Source organism: Clostridium sp. LS3 (assembly GCF_055330225.1).
In genome coordinates, this window is the sequence record NZ_CM143921.1 from 1,758,663 (window position 1) to 1,779,525 (window position 20,863).

At 27.9% G+C, this 20,863-nt stretch carries 15 protein-coding genes and 1 pseudogene; 12 read left to right on the forward strand and 4 right to left on the reverse strand.

Features of this window, described 5'->3' with window-relative positions:
- The first annotated feature begins 280 nt into the window (after window positions 1-280).
- Window positions 281-1,756 (forward strand): protein adenylyltransferase SelO, encoded by a 1,476-nt coding sequence (locus ACZJV1_RS08155; RefSeq protein WP_463652148.1) that lies wholly within the window; start codon window positions 281-283, stop codon window positions 1,754-1,756.
- A 227-nt stretch (window positions 1,757-1,983) separates the two neighbouring features.
- Here ACZJV1_RS08155 and ACZJV1_RS08160 read toward each other — a convergent pair whose 3' ends face one another.
- Window positions 1,984-3,993 carry a sulfatase-like hydrolase/transferase gene (locus ACZJV1_RS08160; protein WP_463651980.1) on the reverse strand — a complete coding sequence of 670 codons (2,010 nt, stop codon included), beginning with the start codon at window positions 3,991-3,993 and terminating at the stop codon, window positions 1,984-1,986.
- Between the two features lie 318 nt (window positions 3,994-4,311).
- Here ACZJV1_RS08160 and ACZJV1_RS08165 point away from each other — a divergent pair.
- The 7 genes and pseudogenes from ACZJV1_RS08165 to ACZJV1_RS08195 all read left to right on the forward strand — a co-directional run.
- Window positions 4,312-4,704, forward strand: a pseudogene (locus ACZJV1_RS08165) (IS701 family transposase); the annotation flags it as partial.
- 114 nt (window positions 4,705-4,818) lie between these two features.
- Window positions 4,819-6,348 carry a hypothetical protein gene (locus tag ACZJV1_RS08170; protein WP_463651981.1) on the forward strand — a complete coding sequence of 510 codons (1,530 nt, stop codon included), beginning with the start codon at window positions 4,819-4,821 and terminating at the stop codon, window positions 6,346-6,348.
- A gap of 273 nt (window positions 6,349-6,621) precedes the next feature.
- Window positions 6,622-7,728 carry a transglutaminase domain-containing protein gene (locus tag ACZJV1_RS08175; protein WP_463651982.1) on the forward strand — a complete coding sequence of 369 codons (1,107 nt, stop codon included), beginning with the start codon at window positions 6,622-6,624 and terminating at the stop codon, window positions 7,726-7,728.
- Window positions 7,729-8,070: 342 nt separating this feature from the next.
- Window positions 8,071-9,981, forward strand: a complete 1,911-nt coding sequence (locus tag ACZJV1_RS08180; RefSeq protein ID WP_463651983.1) for an OPT family oligopeptide transporter — start codon at window positions 8,071-8,073, stop codon at window positions 9,979-9,981.
- Between the two features lie 297 nt (window positions 9,982-10,278).
- Window positions 10,279-11,034: an EFR1 family ferrodoxin gene (locus ACZJV1_RS08185; protein ID WP_463651984.1), complete on the forward strand. Its 756-nt coding sequence runs from the start codon at window positions 10,279-10,281 to the stop codon at window positions 11,032-11,034.
- A gap of 19 nt (window positions 11,035-11,053) precedes the next feature.
- Window positions 11,054-11,272, forward strand: a complete 219-nt coding sequence (locus tag ACZJV1_RS08190; protein WP_463651985.1) for a hypothetical protein — start codon at window positions 11,054-11,056, stop codon at window positions 11,270-11,272.
- A 74-nt stretch (window positions 11,273-11,346) separates the two neighbouring features.
- The gene (locus ACZJV1_RS08195) at window positions 11,347-13,584 is read left to right on the forward strand and encodes an ATP-binding cassette domain-containing protein (RefSeq protein ID WP_463651986.1); all 2,238 of its coding nucleotides are present in this window, start codon (window positions 11,347-11,349) and stop codon (window positions 13,582-13,584) included.
- A gap of 232 nt (window positions 13,585-13,816) precedes the next feature.
- Here the strand turns inward: ACZJV1_RS08195 and ACZJV1_RS08200 are convergent, their stop codons facing one another.
- Window positions 13,817-14,392, reverse strand: a complete 576-nt coding sequence (locus ACZJV1_RS08200) for a hypothetical protein (RefSeq protein WP_463651987.1) — start codon at window positions 14,390-14,392, stop codon at window positions 13,817-13,819.
- Window positions 14,393-14,819: 427 nt separating this feature from the next.
- Here ACZJV1_RS08200 and ACZJV1_RS08205 point away from each other — a divergent pair, with 427 nt between their 5' ends.
- Window positions 14,820-15,665: an aldo/keto reductase gene (locus ACZJV1_RS08205; RefSeq protein WP_463651988.1), complete on the forward strand. Its 846-nt coding sequence runs from the start codon at window positions 14,820-14,822 to the stop codon at window positions 15,663-15,665.
- Window positions 15,666-15,821: 156 nt separating this feature from the next.
- Here the strand turns inward: ACZJV1_RS08205 and ACZJV1_RS08210 are convergent, their stop codons facing one another.
- Entirely contained in the window at window positions 15,822-16,751 is a 930-nt protein-coding gene (locus ACZJV1_RS08210; protein WP_463651989.1) for a TDT family transporter, read from the reverse strand.
- A gap of 11 nt (window positions 16,752-16,762) precedes the next feature.
- Window positions 16,763-17,248, reverse strand: a complete 486-nt coding sequence (locus ACZJV1_RS08215; protein WP_463651990.1) for a C-GCAxxG-C-C family protein — start codon at window positions 17,246-17,248, stop codon at window positions 16,763-16,765.
- A 266-nt stretch (window positions 17,249-17,514) separates the two neighbouring features.
- Here ACZJV1_RS08215 and ACZJV1_RS08220 point away from each other — a divergent pair, with 266 nt between their 5' ends.
- The 3 genes from ACZJV1_RS08220 to ACZJV1_RS08230 all read left to right on the forward strand — a co-directional run bounded on the left by ACZJV1_RS08220 (window position 17,515) and on the right by ACZJV1_RS08230 (window position 20,788).
- Window positions 17,515-18,246, forward strand: coding sequence for a MurR/RpiR family transcriptional regulator (locus tag ACZJV1_RS08220; RefSeq protein WP_463651991.1), 732 nt, complete (start codon window positions 17,515-17,517; stop codon window positions 18,244-18,246).
- 224 nt (window positions 18,247-18,470) lie between these two features.
- Window positions 18,471-19,922, forward strand: a complete 1,452-nt coding sequence (locus tag ACZJV1_RS08225; RefSeq protein WP_463651992.1) for a glycoside hydrolase family 1 protein — start codon at window positions 18,471-18,473, stop codon at window positions 19,920-19,922.
- Between the two features lie 20 nt (window positions 19,923-19,942).
- Window positions 19,943-20,788, forward strand: a complete 846-nt coding sequence (locus ACZJV1_RS08230) for an HAD family hydrolase (protein ID WP_460288888.1) — start codon at window positions 19,943-19,945, stop codon at window positions 20,786-20,788.
- Window positions 20,789-20,863 lie beyond the last annotated feature (75 nt).

Genomic DNA, 20,863 nt, shown 5'->3' on the forward strand with positions numbered 1-20,863 from the left:
TAAATAAATGGTAAACATGTTATAATTATATATAATAATACTTATTTAATAATATTTATTTTTAATGAGATGTTATGGCTATAGTTACTTTAATTTTAAAAATGGACCTACATGCTTAATATATATTAAGCAATTATAATTTAAATTACAAAGAGATTTTACTTTAAATATATCTAGTATAATAAGTTCCTATAAGTAGAAACTAAAAATGGGACGTTATTATAGAATTGGATATTTAAAAAGACTATATATAAAAACTAAAATAAGCAAAGGAGATATTATGACAGAAGAAAAGAAAATAATAGGAACAGGTTTTAAATTAGATAATAGTTATGCTGGTCTTCCAGAAATATTTTTTACTGAACAGAATCCAAGTCATGTGCCATCACCAAAATTGGTTGCACTTAATTATTCCTTAATAACATCATTAGGACTAGATTCAAAGTTTCTACAAAGCAATGAAGGATTAGAGATATTTGCTGGAAATAAGATTCCAGAAGGTTCCGTGCCACTTGCTCAAGCCTATGCAGGACATCAATTTGGACATTTTACTATGTTAGGTGATGGTAGAGCTGTGTTAATAGGAGAGCATATAACTCCTAATGGTGAGAGAGTTGACATTCAACTTAAAGGTTCGGGTAGAACTCCATATTCAAGAGGTGGAGACGGTAAAGCTGCATTAGGACCAATGCTAAGAGAATATATTATAAGTGAAGCAATGAATGCTTTTGGAATTCCTACAACTCGTAGTTTGGCTGTTGTTACAACCGGTGAACCAATAATACGTGAAAGCTATTTACCTGGTGCAATACTGACTCGTGTGGCTTCAAGTCATATACGTGTAGGAACATTTCAATTTGCTTCAAGATTTGGAAATGTTCATGAGCTTAAAGAATTAGCTGACTACACTATAAATAGACATTTTCCAAATGTAGATGATAAAGAAAATAAATATCTTTCTTTACTACAAGAAGTAATAAAAAGACAGGCTGAGCTTATAGCAAAATGGCAACTTGTTGGTTTTATACATGGGGTCATGAATACTGATAACATGGCAATTAGTGGAGAAAGTATTGATTACGGACCTTGTGCCTTTATGGATATATATGATCCTGCAACTGTATTTAGCTCTATTGATACTCAAGGTCGATATGCTTATGAAAACCAACCTAAACTGGCTGCTTGGAATCTTGCAAGATTTGCTGAAACACTAATACCACTTCTCCATACTAATCAAGATGAAGCTGTGGAATTAGCACAAAATGCAGTTTCAGATTTTGATGAGATATATAAAGCAAATTGGCTTTCTGGAATGAGAGCTAAGCTTGGGATATTTAACGAAGAATTAGAAGATGAAGCATTAATAAAAGACCTTTTAATAATTATGTATCAGCATAGTGAAGACTATACAAATACATTCCGTGAATTAACAATTGATAATATAGAAGATACTAAAATGTTTAAAACAGAAGAATTTAAAAAATGGTATAAAATATGGCGAGAAAGACTAACAAGACAAAATCAATCAAAAGATGAATCAAAAGAACTTATGAAAAACTCTAATCCAGTAGTAATTCCACGTAATCATAGAGTAGAAGAGGCATTAGAAGCGGCAGTGAAGAATGGTGACTATAGCGTAATGGATAAACTTCTAGAGGCTCTTTCATCACCATATGATTACTCTAAAAATTATGAATACTATTCTACATTGCCTGAACCATCAAAACGTCCATATAGAACATTTTGTGGAACTTAATTTTTATTATACTATAAAACTATTATATAACTTTGAGTATAATCTAATGTGACAACAGTTTAGCTAAAGTGAATTTAATAATGAGATAATTGGATAGTAGGTAGAGTTAATTTTGCACAAGTTTACCTACTGTCCCGTTAACAACAAAAAGGAGCATCGCTACTGATTATTATTTAATCATTTTGCGACAGCCCCTAAGATAAAACTTTATTAATTATGCTACTGCATTAAACGTCTGTTATAACATATTCTCTAATATGTTCTTTTACCATATCTATATACTTTGATACTTTTTCTTTATAAATTTCTGTTTCTTCTTCGCCTGTAAGTTTATTTATAAGCTTTGTTTTATAATTATCTATATTAATTCTACCATCAACAGTACAATCATCTATAGTTGAAAAGAAAAATTTATGTTCTTTATCATTGATAGAAATTCTATAGGGGCTTTTAGGAAAAATACTTTCTGATATTACATAATCTCTTCCTCTTGTACCATCAAAATATTTAGGAACATTTCCATCTCCTATTTCATATTCACTTAATCCTATAGATTTAAATATTATAGGAAATAAATCTAATCCTTGTAGTAACTCATTACAAACTCCTTTCGGAATACCTTTACCTTTAAAAAACATCGGAACTTTTGTTCTTTCTTCATCTAAAAATTCATCACTTTCTACTAAATACCCTTGTCCATGATCAGAAATTAAGCTTATAATTACTTCATCTTCTCTAAAATTGTCCTTTATATAATTGAACAATACTCCTAAGTATGTGTCTATTCTTTGTAATTGTATTTTATACTTTTCTATTTTGCTTACATCATAATTTTTTCTTACACTAGTTTCACTGCTTTTTTCTAATGTTCTACTTTCAATTGAATTTTTCACCTGAGTACTAATTCTAGTTTCAAATTCATCTGCAATGTCATGAAGATCTGGAATGCATATCCATAGAAAATTATTTTTTTCTTTAAATGCTTCAACATGCTCTATAGTTTCATTAATTATTTCATCACAATGCATTCCTCTTGCAGATGCTTGATATAAATATCTATCAAATCCCTTTATATATCCGCTAGATGGTGTACTTCTCCAATCTCCATCTATTTTGGCACAAAAATATCCATTTTCATTTAAATATTCACTATATAATCTATTCTTAAATATGTTATTGCTATCATAATTTGGATTAAAAACTCTATGATTTGTTGTATACAATCCTGTAAAGAAACTAGCCATACTAACATATGTCCATTCTCCACTCACATATGCATTATTACATATAGTTCCATCTTTAAAAAAGTTATATGTATTTTTCATACAATCTTTTAAATCATTTTTTTCTAAAAATTTTTGTGATAATCCATCAATAAATAGATTTAAAATCAACTTAGGTTTTTTTTCATCATAACCTAACTTAATTAGATTCCCTAGAACAAACTCAAAATCACTATTTATCTTAACATTGTCTCCTTTTTCTAAAGGATAATAATAAAACCTATTATTTAAATTATTATTTAAGGTAAATTTAGAACTATTCACATTAATACCTATTTTAGAACTTTTATCTAATTTCATTATTGGCATTATTGATTTACTATTACAAGTAAAGTTAAATTCTTTTTCTTTTTCTCCAATTAATACTTCAGTCTTAAAGAAATTTCCCATATTAGCATTATAATCTAACATTGATCCATCCCTTTCAGGAAAATAATAATCATATATTCCACAATAATAATTTATGTTTTTGTTTTTTATACTCTTTCCAATATATAATTCATCAATATTTTTCCTAGGAAAAGTTTTATTAATATTATTAAAATACAACCTAACTTCTTCTGTCACTCTTTGGAACTGTTCATTATTAATATTATTATTTATTTCATTAAAAATAATATTATTTATTTCATCTGTTTTTTCTGCATTTAAAATTGATGCTTTCAATAAAAAATTTAATGCTTTTTCATAGTCCATTCTATAAAGTGATATAATTCCTAAGTTATAATTTATATCAAAATTATACTCATATTTATAATATATACTCTCTAAAATACTTTCAGCTTTAATTAAATCTCCATTTAGAAATTCAATTATTGATTCCATACAATAATTATCCATATCATAAGGATTAATTTTTTTATATTCATCTAATTTTGATCTCGCTTCATTAATTTCATTATTTTCTATTAACGTTTTAACTTCTCTTTTTAATTTTTTTTTATTACAGTCCATAACTAACTCTCCACTAATAATTTAATAAATTTATATTTTTTTATATCTTTAAAATCTTTTTAAACCATACTTTAGAAAATCCTCACCTTCGTTATTTTTAACTTTAGCTCATAGTAACCAAAGAAAATATTATATAAAATTATTTTCCATATATATTTTATTGTGAAAATAACTTTTATCTACACCTAATTTATAAGCCGTTTTATTATTAAACTTCTTGAACTTTTCTTTTAAATAACCAAAATAACGAGTTAAACATAGAAGTTTCAGAAGTAAATTATATCAGATAAACCATAAAAATACAAAATTTTTAAGTAATTAAATTTTGATTTATATTTGTCTAAGCCACGACTAAATCACTTAGAAAGTTTTATGAATGCTATTATATCAAATGGTTTTAATAGAAAAATATCTGATATAGCGGAGCTTACTTCGCAAAAATATTGAGAAAGTATCACTAGATTTTTATCAAATAGTATTTGAGATGAAAAACTTTTAATTAAAGCATTAAAAACATTAGTTATAGAATTGATTTGGAATAAATCTAGAGAAACCAAAGAGTTAATATACTTTATTATTAATGATACTATTTCAGAGAAAATTGAGCTCTCGTCAAAGGCTAAAAATCCCACTGAAAAGTGTTCCTTTCATAATTTACATTTAAAAGGTAAGAATGTATATGGTCATCAAATTGTTTGGTTATTTAACTGTAAAATTATTCAAGTGGAAAATGCACTATTATAGTATATGCATTGTTATGTTAATAAATGGAATATATGATATAATTAACATATTAAATATTATTTATTTTAAGGGGAAGATATTATGACTAAAGTTTCTTTGTTTTTTGGAGCAGGTGCTGAATGTTCATACGGATTGCCATCAGGTGGAAAGTTTGCACTTGATATTTTTAGAATGAATACTAGTGATGATAAGATTATTTTAAAAGAACAATTAAATAACGTTGATAAACAATCAAATTATGCAAGATGGTTACCAGAAGGATTTGATAATAAAAAACTAACTGCTTTTACTAAGACACAATATGAATCAATAGTAAAGGGTAGTTTAGAAAACAAAAGAAACAATATATTAGAGTACTTAAATAACTTTGATGAAAAGGTTAACTTAATATCAGAAAGATTATATAATAATGGACTTGATATAGATAAAGTATTTTTAGAAATAACAGGTTTAGAATTAGGCTCCTATAATTACTCTCATATAATAAAGTTAAATCCATTACTAGGAGGAGATAACTCACTTTTTGGAAGTAACTATTTTTCTGGATTTTTAAAATTATTAGAATTGGAGAACGTAAGCTATCAATTTAAGTTAAGCATAAGAAATATAACAAGAGCAATACTTGAATTATTAATAGGATCATTAGGTGAAGATTTAATACATAGATTAAATGATGGAATTTTTTATGATAGTCCAGAAAGCATAGATTTATTTGATGATCTTGGAGCAATCTTTACATTAGATTATACAAATACAGGTATGAAGGGGTTAGAGCTATTAATAGAAAATGAAGATTTAGATATACAAGAAAATTATAGTAATGAAGAGAAAATAACTAGATTTGGATTACAAATATTAGAGGATATATATTCAAGAGCATTAGATTATCAAACATTAATTGATTCTAACTGGAGATATATTTATAGTCCTAAAACTGATTGGGGAAAATTTAATAAAATAGTTATATTTTTATATACAGTAAAAAGGTATATCGAATCAATAGCAAAAAGCAATACAGAAAAGATAAAAGAAGGTAATGGATATTATCATGATGTTTTATATCTAAAAGAATTTGCAGATATAAATGCAATAGGGACAACAAACTATAACTCATTCATAGAAGATATAATAAAAGAAGAAGTTTACTACTTAAATGGATCTATAAATGATTACTATGATCCATATTTAAATAAAATAATATCATTTGATGAAAATAAAGATAAAAAACATATAATAGTCCCCTTCTTATTTACTCAAAGTGGTATAAAGCCATTGACATCAGTTAAGATGTCTAAAAGATATGTAGATATGTTTAATAAATTTAAAGAATCAGATATTATTTGTGTATGTGGATTTGCCTTTAACTGCGATGATGGACATATTAATGGCTTATTTAGAGAATTAATTGAAGATTACAATAAAACTATATGTATCCTTCACTACGTAGATGGAGGCTGCTTTAACTTAAGAAAATCAATAAATGAATATAAAGAAAAATTAAGACTAGACAATACATCAAACTTAAGAATTATAGCAGTAGATAGAAATAGAAATGAAATTGGTAGTGATGAGAAGTGGTTTGAGTCTTTGATTAATAGAGATGAGATTTAGAATAATGTATATAGAAGCGTACCATAAGTGACACCCAAAAACTTGTTTTTGTCGGTGGAACTTACTCAGCGAGCGAATGCGAGTCGAGTTTCCTTTAAGTAAGTCTCTAAATCGCCGAAATAGGGTTATTAAATATTTACTTGATTCAATTCTTGATTATTTGTCCTTATATACTTGGCATAATATTATTAAGGAAAGAGAAAGTATAACGATAATATTACATGTTATACATAAAAAGTTTTTTATGAGAGTGAGTAGGGGGTAAGAGAAAAGATGTCAGGTAAATTTAAAAAGATAATTTTAGCTTCTGCTATAATGTGCCTATCAATGATGGTAGGGTGTGAAGCAGTTAGTGGGAATTTAGTTAAGGATTATGATGGTTATTATGATACTGTAAAAAATCAGTTATACAATTATGAAAGTGAAATAGTTGTTGATGTGAAAAACTATGATGAAAATATATTTAACGGAGCTGTTATAAATGATATTTTAGAAGATAATTTAGAGCTTTCAGGTAATTTTGATAATACAAAAGTTAAGACAATGGATTTAAAATTATTTGTAAGAGTAATATTAGAGCCAGAATATTATGAGAGCAAAGAGGTATTAGTTAACAAGAATAATGAGATTAATAAAAAAGTAGAAGAAATCCTAAGTACAGTAATAAGACCAGAAATGAAGGAGTATGAAAAAGAAAGAGCTCTTCATGATTATTTAATTAATAATTGTAAGTATGATGAAAGAATTTTTTCGGAAGATATGCCAAAAGAATCATATACAGCTTATGGAGCACTAATAGATGGTATAGCAGTTTGTCAAGGATATGCTGTTGCTATGGACAAGTTATTAAAAGCAGCAGGTATAGAAACAATGACTATACTTGGAGAGGCACGTAATAAGGATGGCTATATAAGTCATGCATGGAATTTAGTAAAACTTGGCGGAGAGTATTATCATTTAGATGCAACTTGGGATGATCCTGTAATGGATGATGGAAGTAACAAACTTAGATATTCATATTTTAATATTACAGATGAACAAATAAAAGATACCCATAAATGGGATGAAAGCAATTATCCAAAAGCAACTAGAACAGAATATAGTTTTGATAATTTAAACTTAGTAGAGAAAGATTTAAATGGAGATAATATAGTGGTAGTTAAAGATAAAAATGAATTCTCCAACTATATAAAAGAAGATTTTTTAAGTAATATAAGCGGTAAAACATATAAGATTCTTTATTTTAAAGGTGGACAAACAGATATAGAAGATTCTATACAGCAGGCTTTTACAAGCGGAATAAATATAGAGCAGTGTCAATACACACTTGAAATTGATGAAGTAACAAAAGCTGCATATGTATCACTAAGTTTTAATTAAGATTATGACAATATTTTAGAAACCAAGAAAGCTAATTTCTTGGTTTTTTATTTTATAAAAAATAAAAAAACAATACTTAAAACTAAGTATTGCCTTGAAATCTCTAAAATAAAAATCCAAAATACCGGTACTCTGATTTTTATCCCTATCCTCAGATAGGTGGGTGTTCGCACAGATATCTCAATGGTATTCAATGCCATAAAGAATAAATTGAATTTTTTTGTGAAAGCTAACTAAGAGATAAAATATTGCTACAATAAAAATTGCGTGAAAATATATGTTTTGATTTAATATATTACTAAAATCGTATTAAAATCATTAAGCAACGGAAGGAAGTAACAAATGAATAAAAAAGCGACTAAATCGACTTATGAAGAAAATCATGGACAAAAACAAAATAATGGATCAAATTTAGCTGTAATGATAATAGGAATAATATTAGCAGCTGTATTTGCAGCATCTACTGCTTATTCAGGTATGAAATCAGGGCTAACTGTTGCAGCAGGAATCCCAGGAGCCATAATAGGTTCAATGCTTCTAGGCATATTTACTCGTAAAAAAAACATATTTGGTAAAAATATAATACAAGGTATGTCAAGTGGTGGAGAATCCATAGCAAGTGGTATGATTTTTGTATTACCTGCTGTTATACTAATAGGCAGTAATGTTACTTTTTTTGAAGGCCTAAGCGTAAGTATAGCAGGAGCTTTATTTGGGATAGGGGCATTATCACTAGTTTATAATTATTTAATAATTGAAGAAGATAAAAACCTTATGTATCCAGAATCTTTAGCAATATCAGAGACCCTTACTGCTTCAGAAGAGGGTGGAGATGCTGTAAAGTACATGGGAATTGGGTTTGTAATAAGTGGTATTATAAATGTTTTAACAAGTTCATTCTTAAATTTAATTAACAATACTATTACCTTCGTAGGAAGTAAGTTTTACAAATGGAAATTTTCTACTGAAGGAAATCCACTATTATTAGGTATCGGATTTATAGTTGGATTAGAAGTAGCCATAACTATGTTTGCAGGTTCAGTCTTAGCTAATTTTGGAGTTGCTCCATTAATAGGATACTTTACTGATTTTGCAGAATCTAATGCACATTCATGGAATGATCCTTCAATAGTCCTTAATCAAATGGATGTAAACTTAATATCAGGAAATTATGTTAAGTATATAGGAGCTGGAATGATGCTTTGTGGTGGTATAATAGGTGCAATTAAACTTATACCAACTATAGTATTTTCAATAAAAGAAACTTTAAAAGCAAAAAGCGGTAATGATAGTAATTCAGAAAAGAGTTCAGGACATATATTAATATTATTAGTTGGAATTATACTTACATTTGTATCTGCATTTATAATTTCTAAAAGTATTACTATGGCTATATTAGCAGCAATAGTATCATTAATACTAGCTTTATTATTTGTAATAGTTGCAGGACGTTTAACTGGTACAATAGGAACATCAAATCTTCCTGTATCAGGTATGACAATCGCATCATTAGTTATATTAACATTAGTATTTGTTATAATGGGATGGACTGATAAGTCAGATAATAAATCTTTACTTTTATTTGCACTATTTATGATAGTAGCTATATCAGTAGCAGGTGGATATAGCCAATCTCAAAAAGTAACTTATATTATAAAAGGAAGGAAAAGAGAAATGCAAAATTACTTTGCAATTGCTAGTATAGTAGGTGTTGTTGTTGTAACAGGAACAATTCTTATACTAAAAGATCAAATAGCAATTACAGGAGTAGATGCACCCTTTGCTCTTCCACAAGCTAATTTAATGTCGACTTTAACATCGGGTATAATGTCAGGAAACTTACCATGGCCTATGATTATAGTAGGTGTTGTTATGGCACTATTCTTATTTTTACTAAACTTGCCTATAATGACTATTGCTATAGGGTTTTATTTACCTATATCAACAAATTCTATAATACTAGTAGGAGCATTAATACGTTTCTTTGTTGAAAAGATGAGTAAAAGTGATAAAGAAAGAGAACTTAGAGTGTCAAATGGAATAAGTTTATCTTCAGGGCTTGTTGCAGGAGGTTCTATAATAGGATTAGTAGGAATGATATTACAATTAACAGGAGTAATAACTCCTATGACTCCAACAGGCTTTGTATCTAGTAATACCATGGCAATAATATTATTAATAATTTTAGTTATAGCAACAACAGTACCAATTATGTCATCTAAGGTTAAGGAAACAAATAAAAATAATAATTAAATTAAGCAAAGAATTATTATATTAGTAGAAGCATGTATATTAGAAATGGAATTTGAAATAATTAAGGATTTGTTTCTATGGAGTCCTTTTGATAGATAGGGCAAAATTGTAAGGCTAATATCTAAAATAATCTATGCTATAGTAGTAAGAATAAAGAGAGGTAGGGAGGATCCTTACCTCTTAGTTTTTATCTTTTTTAAGCTAAAAGTTAGAAGAATATTTTAAAATGAGTTAATTAATTTATGGTACAATTAAAAAATAAACAGAACGTAAAAAAGGCTCAAGGGGGAGAAAATCATGAAGATTTATTACTTTACATCTACAGGTAATTCATTATACGTAGCTAAAAAAATAAAAGAGGCAGTAGGGGACTGTGAGTTAATATCTATACCAGCTGCTATGAAAAAATGTTATTTCAATATAAATGATGATGTTATAGGCTTTGTATATCCAATACATTGTGGATCATTACCTATTGTAGTAGAAGATTTTATATCAAAGTTAAAAGTAAATGACAAAACATATATTTTTGCAATAGGAGTTACTGGAGGGGGAGGAGCTAAAGAAAGTTTTCCTCACAGCAATGAACTTTTAGGCAATAAAGGTGAACTTAGTAATTATTTAACGGTAAAATACATTTCAAATTATACAAGAGCAGGTAAAAATCCAACTAAGGAGAGAGCTCTTAAATCAATAGAGTTAAATGAAGATATAATAGATGATTTTATTCAAAGGATTGAAAAGAGAGAAGTAAAGAGAGTTGATTACAAAAGAGGTAATAAATTATTCTATAATGCTTGGAAAAAGTGGTTTAAAAATAAGGATAAATCATTTAATGTGAATGATAAATGTATAGGCTGTGAAATGTGCAAAGATATTTGTCCAGTATATAATATTGAAATCATTAATAAAAAGCTAGCTTGGCTCGGAAAATGTACTGATTGTATGGCTTGTATAAATATATGTCCTAAGAAATCTATAAATATTGGTAATAAAACTTTGAAGAAAAATAGATATAGAAATCCATTTATTGAAGTTAAAGAGTTAATTTAATTACTATAGGAACTTTTAAATGTCCATGGAATACCCTGAAATTCCAGAAAAGAAATTAAATAATGCAATTTCAGCTATAGCACCTAATGTAAATCCAGAGTATGTTTTAGCAATAGTTGATTCAACACTATTTGGTAGTGAAAAAGAAGGAATAGTTTTTACTGGTGATTCTATGTATTTGAGATATACATTAGAAGAAAAACAAGAGTATAAGTTTGAAAAGAGTGAGAATCTTTAGAGAGATTTTTAAAGCAGTTACAAATAGATTAAAATATTATAATATATAAGTAGTAATTAAAGGAGGCGAATGAAGTGGAAGATGAATTCATTTATTTAAAAGGATGTAGGGAAAATAATTTAAAGAACATATCATTAGAAATACCAAAAAGAAAAATTACTATATTTACAGGGGTTTCTGGATCAGGTAAATCCTCAATTGTTTTTGAAACAGTTGCAAAGGAGGCACAACGTCAATTAAATGAGACTTTTAGTGCTTTTATAAGAAACTTTTTACCTAAATATGGTGAGGTTAAAGCCGATCATATTGAGAATCTTTCTACACCTATTATTATTGATCAAAGTAGAATTGGTGGTAATTCTAGATCAACTTTAGGAACTATTACAGATATTAATTCATTCCTAAGAGCTTTATATTCAAGGTTTGGAAGTACCTATATAGGAAAAGCTAATATGTTTTCTTTTAATGATATAAATGGTATGTGTCCAGAGTGTGAGGGACTTGGTAAAAAGCTAGTTCCTAATATGGAAGAGATAGTTGATATGAATAAGTCTTTAAATGAAGGAGCAATTTTACTTTCAGGCTTTGGAGTAGGATCATGGCATTGGAAGCTATTTACCGAATCAGGCTTCTTTGATAATGATAAAAAGATAATTGATTATTCAGAAGAAGAGTTACAGAAGTTTTTATATGGAGAGGCTGAAAAAATCAAGATAGATGAAGTAGGGACAATGAATTTAACTTATGAGGGATTAATAGTTAAGTTTAATAGACTTTATTTAAAGAGAGAAGGAGAAATTTCTGAAGCAGCTAAAAAGAAACTTAGTAAATTACTAATTGAAGGTGAATGTCCTGTTTGTAGAGGAAGAAGACTACATGAAAGAGTTTATAAATGTTTAATTAATGGCTATAATATTGCAGATTTAACTAGCATGCAAATCGATGAATTAGTTAAATTTATTTCAGATATTAAAGAACCAGAAGCTGAACCTTTAGTTAATGGTATTCTTGAAAAATTAAATAATATTATTGATATTGGGCTTGGATATTTAACCTTAGATAGAGAAACTTCATCATTATCTGGGGGAGAATCTCAACGTATAAAGATGGTAAAACATCTAAACAGTAACCTAGTTGATTTAATGTATATATTTGATGAACCAAGTATAGGTCTTCATCCAAGAGATGTTCATAAGTTAAATAATCTTTTAAAAAAGCTACGTGATAAAGGTAATACTGTAATTGTTGTTGAACATGATCCAGACGTTATTAAGATTGCTGATCATATCATTGATATAGGACCTCTAGCAGGAAGACATGGAGGAGAAATAGTATATAAAGGCAGCTATGAAGATTTACTTAAATCCGGAACTTTAACAGGAGATGCTTTAAATAAATCCCTTACTATAAAAGAAGATGTAAGAGAGCATAAGGGATATTTAAAAGTTGTTAATTGTAAGAAAAATAACTTAAAAAATATTTCTGTTAATATACCAAAGGGTGTTTTAACTTTAGTAACAGGGGTTGCAGGTTCAGGAAAAAGTACATTAATTAAGGATGAATTTTTAAAACAAAACAAAGAAGCTGTGTTAATTGATCAAAGTCCTGTAGGAGCAAATTCAAGATCAAGCTTAGCAACTTATAGTGGAATTATGGATAATATAAGAAAAGCTTTTGCTAAAGAAAATAACGTTAATCCATCATTATTTAGTTCAAATTCAGAAGGGGCATGTGAAAATTGTAAGGGTAGTGGAATTGTAGAAACTAACCTTGCTTTTATGGAAAATATAAAGAGTACTTGTGATGTATGCGATGGTAAAAAGTTTAAGATGGAAGTCTTAGATTATAGATTCCATGGTAAAAATATAATTGAAGTATTAGATATGACAGTAGTAGAAGCTATTGATTTCTTTAATATAAAAGCTATTAAAACAAAACTACAGTCTATTTATGATATGGGAATAGGTTACTTAACATTAGGTCAAACTCTAGATACATTATCAGGTGGTGAATGTCAAAGGCTAAAGTTAGCTAGTGAATTGCATAAGGAAAGTTCAGTATATATTATGGATGAACCAACAACAGGGCTTCATATGGCTGATATTGAGAAGTTTATAAATATTGTTGAAAATATAGTAGATAACGGAAATACAGTAATTATTATTGAGCATAATATTAATGTAATTAAAAGAGCTGATTGGATTATTGACCTTGGACCAGAAGGTGGAACTAAAGGTGGAAAAATAATTTTTGAAGGAACTCCTAAAGAATTATATGAGTGCAACGAGTCATTAACTGCTAAGTATCTATAATTATATTATTATTTAAAAGCTATATAGTAGCTGTACAAAAAGTAAATAATAAGATACATATCATTTATAATAGTTACGGAGAACTGTACCATAAATAAATGAGGCTTTTACCCTTAGCCATTGACTTTACTTGGCTAAGGGTATTTTTATAGGTGAAAATAAAGTCAATCCTATTTTTTTAGAAAGGCTATGATGTAAGTAAATTGTATGCACTAATATAGCATATTTTGATTTAGCAAAGAACAATGATTTTATATGGAGTAGTTTGGGCAGGGATACTAAATGTTGTAGGGCCATAAAGAACAATTAGGTTTCTATTTCCAGGGTATCTATTAAAAATCTGATCATTTGTTAGAATTATCTCTGTAGATGGGGCAATGTTTAGTTTTAAATTTCCATCGCTGCTTATAAGTTGATTATTAAAATAGTCTACAGTAACATTTTCAGGTTCTGTGTTTTTAGCCATAACAATTGCACGATATTGTGGAGGGTAAATAAGAGGTACGGGTGCATTTGCATCGTAAAATCCTGTTACTTCATCGCCTACCTCAATCACCTCATGATTTACAAAGTAAGTTCCCGGAGAAATTACAAAATTTACAGGCCCCATGTCCATGTTTTGCAGCGATATTAATTTATAGCAGCCTGCTGATGGATCATCTTGCCCTGTGTAAAAATCTTCAATACTTGTAACGGTACCACTAAAGGCTGCAAATTTTTGTGCTATGGTTCTCCACATTGGATTGAAGGAGGGATAAGCAGCTTGATTCATGTGATAGGGACAAAAGAAAAATTGGTTATTATACATATAATACTCCTTTATATTGATACTATTATAAAACTTATCATTAATAGTATATTAGCAAATCTAAGTAGTGTTACTTAATAATGGTCGTTTTAAGACCATACACAATTTAGTATGGAGAAGAATAAATGAATGTAAAGGATAAGTAAAGCCAGTATTTCAGCAGCTTATATAAAAAAAATTAAAAATATATATGCTTTCAATTTTGCTATTTTACTTAAATAAGACTATTAACTTTTAATTTTATAACACCATAATGATGTAGATTATTAATTGAAACATATATATATTAGATTATCTTGATCAGAAAATTGAAGGATATGAAGAACGTGTTCTTAAATATGAAAATGAACTAAAATAAAGTATAAATAATAATATGAAATAGTAGTAATAAATATATGAAAATAGCTTTGGAAATGAGGAGGAATATATGGAATATGTAACGTTAAATAATGGGGTGAAAATGCCCATTTTAGGATATGGGGTTTATCAAATTGAAGATTTGAAGAAATGTGAGAGGTGTGTATTAGATGCAATTGAAGTAGGATATCGCTCAATTGATACTGCTCAGACTTATGGTAATGAAGAAGCTGTGGGAAGAGCAATTAAAAAGTGCAAAGTTCCAAGAGAAGAATTATTTATTACAACTAAAGTGTGGATATCAAATGCTGGATATGAAAAGGCAAAAACTTCTATGGAGAAATCACTTAAAAAGCTTCAACTTGAATATTTGGATTTAGTATTAATACATCAACCTTTCAATGATTATTATGGCACATATAGAGCTATGGAGGAAATGTATAAGAGTGGTAAAATAAGAGCTATAGGGGTAAGTAATTTTTATCCAGATAGATTAATAGATCTTATTAAGTTTAATGAAGTAGTTCCAGCGATTAATCAAGTTGAAACACATCCCTTTAATCAGCAAGTAAAGGCTAAGGAAATCATGGATAAATATGGGGTGCAAATTGAATCTTGGGCACCACTTGCAGAAGGTGAAAAGAATATCTTTACAAATGAAACTCTGAAAAAAGTTGGAGATAGATATAATAAATCTACAGCTCAAGTAGCATTAAGATATTTAATTCAAAAAGGTATTATTGCTATTCCTAAATCTGTGCATAGAGAGAGAATGATTGAGAATTTTAATGTATTTGATTTTAAATTAGATGATGATGATATAAATAATATTGCTAAATTAGACAAAGGAGAAAGTGCATTTTTCTCTCATTGTGATCCTGATGTTGTAGAAATTTTTGCTGGATTAGAGGAGTAATATAAAATATATGGAATTTCCTTTATAGGCAGAAGTTTGATTAATAAATGATAAAAAATAAAGAAATAGCAAACTTTGTTTTTGAGAGTTGCTATTTTCTTTATTAATTTATAACTTATTACTTCTGTTTTTATAAAAGTAAATTAACGATTAAAATTATTGAGCTACTGAATAACCTTTTTTTTCTGGAATTAAAAAAAGTATAAATCTGAATAAAGTATATATTACTAATACAGTAGCTATAATTGTTTGTAATAAAACAACATATTTTAAAAATTCCATATTATATCCTATTTTAGTTAAGTAAGTCATATTCATTTTCATTCCAATTCCACTTATAACAAAAGGAAATGTAAAAGCTGAATAGCTTGGGAAAAATGGCATTTTTAAATACTTTGGTAATTTAAATAGAACTATAATATATATTATGAATGATAAAATAGTTAAGGAAGTTATCATTAATAATGACTTTGTTTGTACTGATTGAATATATCCAGCAAGACAAAGGCTTACAGGAGCTGTATATATGCAGAATAGTGGTTTAGCTGGATTAGGGATTTCTTTATATTTAGCATATCTATATGTTACAACCACAAGCAATATCATACATAATATAAATGCAAACCAAAATGCTAATGTGCCTATATTTGTTTTTTCAAAGGCTGGTGCAGAAACACTTGCAGCAGCTAGTCCAACATAAACTATAAAATATGTAGTAAAAACTTTTTTTATATTGAACTTTAATATAAATTCTATTGAGAAGTATACTATTAAAGTTAAATGAAGAATTATTCCTAAATACCAAATATAAATAGCTTCTGGTCCTATAAAAGGCTTAATATAAGTAGATAAAAGCATTATAGCCATAGGAAATGTTGCAGATACAGCGGCCATAATTGGATTTTTCATATCTTCTTTTATCATAGACGGATATATTACAATTTTACATATTAATAGTAATCCTAAAATTAAAGATATAACTCCGCATACTAAACGGATAGATTCAGAATAGCTTTGAAGTAAATTACCTAAAGCCGCAAATCCGAGCATTACCCCTGAAATAGGGAGTGGTATTTTCTTTATCATATTTTTTACTCCTATACTGTAACTAAGATGTCTGTATTAACTAGATTTAGTTCTCTTACTATTATTTCAGCAACTTTTCCAGCAACCATACCTGTAAAATGTATACATTGCTCTTTATGAGCACCAGATGCCATATCAAACTCTTTAGTCAATATACGACAGCAAAGAGCATTTTTACCGTTAGCTTCTTTAAACCAATCATGTAATTCCTTTGCTAATTCTAAATTTTTCTCTACTTTAGAATCTCCTTGTTTAGTACGGCCAAAGAATAGTCCTAAAGCCATAACCCCACCAGAAACTGCTCCACACAGACACTTAGAACGTCCAATGCCAACAGGAAACCCTGAAGCCATAGATATTATTTCTTCAGGTATATCTAACTCAAAGTTAGAACGTATTGAACTTATTAGTGCTTCAGAGCAGAAAAATCCTCCTCTAAATAAATTCTCAGCATCTTCAGATATTTTTCTTATGCTTACCTCTTTTTTTGAATTCATACAAAAACCCTCCATTTCATATAGTCAATTTTATTATAAATTATAAGGAAATTAAATACAAATTTATATTTTAATTAAATAAATACTAGTATTTTAAAGAGGAGAAGGAAGTAAGGGATAATAGTTCATTTGATTTTGAATTTATTGGTGAAGATATTAGAATGATTTTATGTTTCAAGTATAGATGTTTTAGGGAATATTTTATGGTATAATTTTAGAAAATGATTTATAATAATTTTCAGCATAAAATAGGAGAATTAAAGCCATTGATAGTTATAGATAAGTTAAATAATTATATAAATAATCATAATATTGAAGATATAAATTACAATATAGCTTCCTTTATAGTTAATAATATAGAAAGTGTTCCTAATTATAATATAACTGAGCTTTCAAAACTTTGTTTTGTATCTCAAGCAACTGTTAGTAGGTTTATAAAAAAACTTGGTTATGTTGATTATAATGCTTTTAAAGAGGAATGTTTGCTGTATATAGAGCAAGTAAAAAATAATATAGATAATAATTATACTGATATAAATTTATTAAGTCAGGATTTAAAATTATTTTATAGTAAAATAGATTATAGAGATATTAATAATGTAGCTTCAACTATAAATAGTTATGATAAAGTTTATATATCAGGGTTAAATTATTGCTATTTAATGGCACAATACTTTCAAATGGAATGTCACCCATTTGGAAAAATAGTTAAAGTTATTGAAGATAATGAAGAAATACAAAATATAAGTAGTGATAGTTTATTATTGATATTTACTACATCAGGAAATTTTTTTAATGGAAATAGAATTATTAAAGAATATATAAGAAATTGTAAAGGCGAAAAATTAGTTATTTCAATACAAGATTTAGATAATAGAACTAAAAAATTGTTTAACAAGCATCTTATTTTAGATATTGATATTGGAGTAAAAAATAGTCGTTATGTTATGATGGCACTTTTAGATAATATAATAGAAGAGTTAAAAAATGCGAGGTGAGGTAGTTAAAAATCATCTCGCTTTTTTATTCTTGTTAAATTATATTTATATCTAATAGTATTTTGTTAGTTATAAATTATCTGAAAACGACTTGGAGTTTGCGACGGAGGATGGAAGATAATATATAACTATTATTTTATTCAGAATTTGAATGAAAATATTTTAATAGGAATTTAAGTATATAATTTAGTCATCAAGTAAATTTTTTAGAGGAGGAAAGAAAGATGAGTTTACCAAAGAATTTTTTATGGGGGGGAGCAACTGCTGCTAACCAATTTGAAGGTGGATATAGAGAAGGTGGAAAGGGCCTTAGTACTGCAGATATTATGACAGGAGGTACTCACACAACGCCAAGAAGAGTTACACCTAAGTTAGAAGAAGGAACATATTATCCAAGCCATGAGGCTATAGATTTTTATCATCATTATAAGGAAGATATAAAATTATTTGGAGAAATGGGATTCAAGGTTTTTAGAATGTCAATAAACTGGACTAGAATATTTCCAAATGGAGATGAGTTAGAGCCAAATGAAGAAGGATTAAAGTTTTATGATAATGTTTTTAATGAGTTAAAAAAATATAACATAGAACCATTAGTAACAATATCTCATTATGAAATGCCTTTTGGATTAGTTCAAAAGTACAATGGATGGGCAAGTAGAGAAGTAATTGATTGCTATGTTAGATATTGTGAAACTATATTTAATAGATATAAAGATAAAGTTAAATATTGGTTGACATTTAATGAAATTAACTGTTTAACACATCCATTTGGTGGGCTTATGGCTGGTGGAATCATACCAGAAGGTGGAGCTGATCTTGCACTTAACTTTGGAGATGGAAAAGATGAAAGTAAACAACTTAGATTTCAAGCACTTCATCATCAATTTATAGCAAGTGCAAAGGCTGTTAAATTAGGACATGAAATTAATAGTGATTTCAAAATAGGATGTATGATTGCGTATATGTGTACTTATCCATATACATGTAATCCAGAGGATGTATTCTTAGCTCAAGAAAGAGATAATATAAATAACTTCTTATGTTCAGATGTTCAAGTAAGAGGTGCGTATCCAGGATTTGCAAAGAGATATTTTAGAGAAAATAACATAGAAATAAAGATGGAAGAAAATGATGAGCAAATATTAAAAGAAGGATGCGTAGATTACTATACATTTAGCTATTACATGTCAAATTGCTCAACAGCAGATAAGGAAGTAGAAAATGCTGCAGGAAACATAATGGGAGGAGCAAAGAATCCATATCTTAAAGCTAGTGATTGGGGATGGCAAATTGACCCTAAAGGTTTAAGATGGGTATTAAATAACGTTTATAACAGATACCAAATCCCTATGATGGTTGTAGAAAATGGTTTAGGTGCAGTTGATAAATTTGAAGAAGATGGCTCTATTAAAGATGATTATAGAATTAGCTATTTAAGGGATCATATAATCGAAATGAAAGAAGCAGTTGAAGATGGAGTAGAATTAATAGGATATACTCCTTGGGGATGTATAGATTTAGTAAGTGCATCAACAGGAGAAATGAAAAAAAGATATGGTTTTATCTACGTAAATAAAGATAATGATGGAAATGGAGATTTAAGCAGAAGCAAGAAAGATAGTTTCTATTGGTATAAAAAAGTTATAGAAAGCAATGGAGAAAATCTAGATTAATAATTTAGAGGAGAATATTAATGAATAAAAAGTTGATTTTCATAGATGTTGATGGAACACTTTGTGATTTAGCAGGAGAAGTACCAAAATCAGCTAGAGAAGCAATTCAAGAAGCTAGGGATAATGGGCATTTAGTTTATATTTGTACAGGTAGGTCAAAACCAGAAATTAATGATGATATAGAGTCAATTGGATTTGATGGTATGATTTGTGCAGGTGGAGGATATGTTGAAGTTGATGGTGAAACATTAATGCATAGAAAAATGCCTGAGGAATTTGTAATAAGATTAATAGAGTATTTTAATAAATATGATATTGCTTACTATATCGAATCAAATGATGGTTTATTTGGAAGTTTAAATTGTAAAGATGCTATTTTGGGACAAGTTACTAATGGACTTAATGAAAATAGTAAGGCCTATGAAGAAGCAATAGAAGAAATTAAATGGTTTAATGAAATATTAGATAAACATAAGGATAAACAAATTGATTATAATAATGTAAATAAGATTTCATTTATTAGCAATGGTCATCCTTATGAAGATGTATTTAATACTTTTAATAAAGACTTAGAACTATATCATAATACAGTACCACAATTTGGACCTGAGAGCGGGGAAGTTGGTATTAAAGGTATAAGTAAATATACAGCTATTAAGTTTGTTATTGATTATTTAAATATAGATAAGAGTAATACATTAGCTTATGGTGATGGAGAAAATGATATAGAGATGTTTAGATGTGTTAGCCATGGTGTAGCGATGGAAAATGCAAAACCAAAGTTGCTTGAAATAGCTGATGAAGTAACATATAGTGCTAGTAATGATGGTATATATTTTAGCTTTAAGAAAAATAATTTAATATAGAACTTAGATTATAGAGAAGATGGATATTTTTGAAAGAAAAATATCCATCTTATTATTTTGTTTTTAACTTCTATA